Genomic DNA, 2,707 nt, shown 5'->3' on the forward strand with positions numbered 1-2,707 from the left:
TTGACCACGCTGGGGTCGATGGAGACGATGTCGCCGACCTGGCCGATGTCGTGCTCCTTGCTCGGATCGTCCTTGTCTTGAATCATGAGTTTCTTGGCGCGGATCATGCCGCCGTCGCGGCCGGTCAGGCCCACGGCCTTGCCGCCGGCGGCATTGATCAGGCCCACCACATCCTGCTGCACCTCGCCGGCCAGCACCCACTCGACCACATCCATCGTCTCCTGGTCGGTGACGCGCATGCCCTGGATGAAATGTCCTTGCTTGCCCAGTTTGCTCAAGAGGCCTTCAATCTGCGGGCCGCCGCCGTGCACCACCACCGGGTTCAGGCCCACCAGCTTGAGCAGCACCACGTCCTCGGCAAAGTCTTTCTGCAGCTCCGGGTCGGTCATGGCATTGCCACCGTACTTGATGACGATGGTCTTACCGTGGTACTTGCGGATGTAGGGCAGAGCCTGGGACAGGATCTCGGCCTTTTCACGCGGGCTGATGTGGCCGATGTCGGTGGCGTTGGTGGCGGGCTCGGATTTCATGGTGGACAGCGTCGCTCGGCTATGGGTTCAAGAGGGCAGGTTCTGACGCGGATTGTAGGGTGGCCCTGCATCTGATCCCGCCGCTGCGTCGGTCTGTCGCGGCGCGCCCAGGCCAAGGCGCGAGTCGGTACAGAATCGCGCCTCGCCCCCGAGAGGGCGACCCTGACATCGAAACCCGAGGAGCCTGAAACCATGTCCAAGCTGACCGCCTTTCTGAGCGGATGCACCACCACCGCGACCGCCATCATCGCCATCACCCTGCTGACCGGCGCCAAGGCGCCTCCGACCAAGTTCGAGGAGATCGACGTTGGCCGCATCAATGTGCGCGAACCGGACGGCACCTTGCGCCTGGTGATCTCCAATCGCACTCAGTTCCCTGGCGCGCCCTGGAAAGGCCAGGAGATCCCGCGCCCGGACCGGCGCAGCTTTGCCGGCATGCTCTTCGTCAACGACGAGGGAACGGAAAGCGGTGGCTTGATCCAGAAAGGCAGCGTCGGCGCCACCGGAAAGGCCGATGCCGGCCTGAGCCTGACCTTCGACCGTTTCCGCCAGGATCAGGTGCTGCAGTTGCGGCATGCCGAACAAGGCGGCCAGGCGATGACCCACCTCTTGATCAATGACGAGCCCTCGCATGAACTGATGGACGTCAAGCAGCGCATGGAGCGCTTTGACGAAATCGACAAGATGAAGGCGCCCGAGCGCCGCCAGGCCATGCAGGAGATGCGCGACAAGGGCGTGATGCCGGCCAACCGGGTGCGCCTGGGCACCACGCGGGACAAGGCCTCGGCCCTGTCCCTGGCAGACGCCCAGGGCCGCACCCGCATGCTGCTGATCGTCAGCGCCGATGGCAAGCCCAGCATCCAGATGCTCGACGAGCAAGGCAAGGTGGCCAAGACCATAGGCCTGGACACGCCCTAAGCATCTGAGGTGGAGGTGACAATGCCGCCATGCAAGTCGCCTCCTACCTGAAACTGTCCATCGCCGTCGCCCTGGTGACCATCGCCTTGAAAACCGGCGCCTGGTGGTGGACCGACTCGGTCAGCCTGGCCGCCGACGCGCTGGAATCCCTGGTCAACCTGGCCGGCGCCATCTTCGCCCTGGCCATGGTCACGGTAGCGGCCAAGCCGCCGGACGCAGAACACCCGTTTGGCCACCACAAGGCCGAGTATTTCTCAAGCGGCTTCGAAGGCGTTCTTATCATCGCCGCGGGCCTGGGCATCATCTGGGCCTCGGTCCACCGCCTGCTGGACCCGCAGCCGGTCGAGGGCCTGGGCCTGGGCGTTGCCCTGGCCATCATCAGCTCGGCCCTGAACGGCGGCCTGGCCTGGGCCATGCTCAAGAAGGCGCGCGAGCACCGCTCCATGGCCCTGGAGGCCGATGCCCGCCACCTGTTCACCGATGTCTGGACCTCGGCCGGCGTGGTGCTGGGCTTGGTCAGCGTCATGCTGACCGGCTGGCAATGGTTGGACCCGCTGCTGGCCGCCGTCGTGGCCCTGAACATCTTGCGCGAGGGCGTGCACCTGGTCTGGAAGTCCAGCCACGGCCTGATGGACCAGGCCCTGGACCCCGAAGAACTGCAAGCGGTGCAGCAGGTGCTGGACCGCTTCGCCCAGGCCCAGCACATCCGCTTCGACCACATCGCCAGCCGCAGCGCCGGCCAGCGCCGCTATCTCGACCTGCATATGCACATGCCCGCCAGCTGGAGCCTGGGCCAGGCCGCGGCCGAGCGCAATGCGCTGGAGCGTGCGCTGATGGCCGCCGTGCCGGGGCTGCGCGCCAGCATCCAGCTGCTGCCCAGCGATGTGGAGGCGCATTTCGATGACCCACACGATGAACCGATCATGGAGAAGCACGCATGATCGCCGTGCTGCCACGGGTGCAACACGCCCAGGTGGAGGTGGAAGGCCGCATCACCGGCGCCATCGGGCCGGGCCTCTTGATGCTGGTCTGCGCCGAGCCCGGCGATAGCGAGGCACAGGCCGACAAGTTGATTGCCAAGGTGCTCAAGCTGCGCATCTTCAGCGACCCGGCCGGCAAGATGAACCTCAGCCTGCAAGACATCGCCGGCGGCCTGCTGATCGTTTCGCAATTCACCCTGGCCGCCGACTGCAGCAGCGGCAATCGTCCCAGCTTCACCGGCGCGGCCGGAGCCGAGCAAGGCCGCCGCCTCTACGACT

Annotated in this window: 4 protein-coding genes; 3 read left to right on the top strand and 1 reads right to left on the bottom strand. The window is 65.9% G+C overall.

Annotated features, from left to right (window positions below):
- Positions 1-530: acetylglutamate kinase (gene argB, locus ACK5F2_RS13745; protein WP_409865483.1), on the bottom strand; the 530-nt coding region annotated here is incomplete at its 3' end.
- Between the two features lie 192 nt (positions 531-722).
- Here argB and ACK5F2_RS13750 point away from each other — a divergent pair.
- From ACK5F2_RS13750 to dtd, 3 genes are all read left to right on the top strand, one after another.
- Entirely contained in the window at positions 723-1,448 is a 726-nt protein-coding gene (locus ACK5F2_RS13750; protein ID WP_409865485.1) for a hypothetical protein, read from the top strand.
- A gap of 29 nt (positions 1,449-1,477) precedes the next feature.
- A complete protein-coding gene (locus tag ACK5F2_RS13755; RefSeq protein WP_409865488.1) occupies positions 1,478-2,389 on the top strand; it encodes a cation diffusion facilitator family transporter in 912 nt (303 codons plus the stop codon).
- Positions 2,386-2,707, top strand: a 322-nt coding sequence (gene dtd / locus ACK5F2_RS13760; protein WP_409865490.1) for a D-aminoacyl-tRNA deacylase, incomplete at its 3' end; no start/stop codon positions are given. The genes ACK5F2_RS13755 and dtd, both read left to right, overlap by 4 nt.

This window comes from Roseateles sp. (assembly GCF_046300915.1).
Classification (GTDB): Bacteria; Pseudomonadota; Gammaproteobacteria; order Burkholderiales; family Burkholderiaceae_C; genus Kinneretia.